Genomic DNA, 454 nt, shown 5'->3' with positions numbered 1-454 from the left:
CCGCTTGTCCGCGCGCCTTCATCGCCTCGAGCGTCTCGCGCGACAGCAGGTCCGACTGCACGCCGCGCACGACGAGCAGCGGCCCCGCGAACGCCCCGAGCGCATGCCAGAGCCATGCCTCGCCCTGCGCATTCGCCTCCGGCGTGGCCGTCTTGAAAGGCTCGGCGATCCGCGGGTCGTAGCGTGCGCGCCACGAGCCGTCCGCGTCCCGCACGAGCAACGGCCGATTCAGCGCGCGCCACTCGTCCGGCGTGAGCGGGCCGAACGACAGCGACAGCGACGTCAGATAATCAACGCCCTCCTGCTCGGTCGCAAAGCGCTTGTCGAGCCCGACGTATTCGCCGATGCGCTCGAGCGCGGCGGGCTCGATGTGCGGCCCGATGTCGTTGACGAGCATCCTGCCGATCGGCGTGCCCGGCAGCCCGCCGAGCGCGAGACCGATCAGGCCGCCCAT

Annotated in this window: 1 protein-coding gene; it reads right to left on the bottom strand. The window is 71.4% G+C overall.

Annotated features, from left to right (window positions below):
* Positions 1-454, bottom strand: a 454-nt coding sequence (locus J5M56_RS25245) for a hypothetical protein (RefSeq protein WP_347709440.1), incomplete at both ends; no start/stop codon positions are given.

It is taken from the genome of Pseudomonas sp. 51_B (assembly GCF_017491595.1).
GTDB lineage: Bacteria > Pseudomonadota > Gammaproteobacteria > Pseudomonadales > Pseudomonadaceae > Aquipseudomonas > Aquipseudomonas promysalinigenes.
Note: the sequence above shows the minus strand (reverse complement) of the source record. Positions and strands in the feature narration are given on the sequence as shown.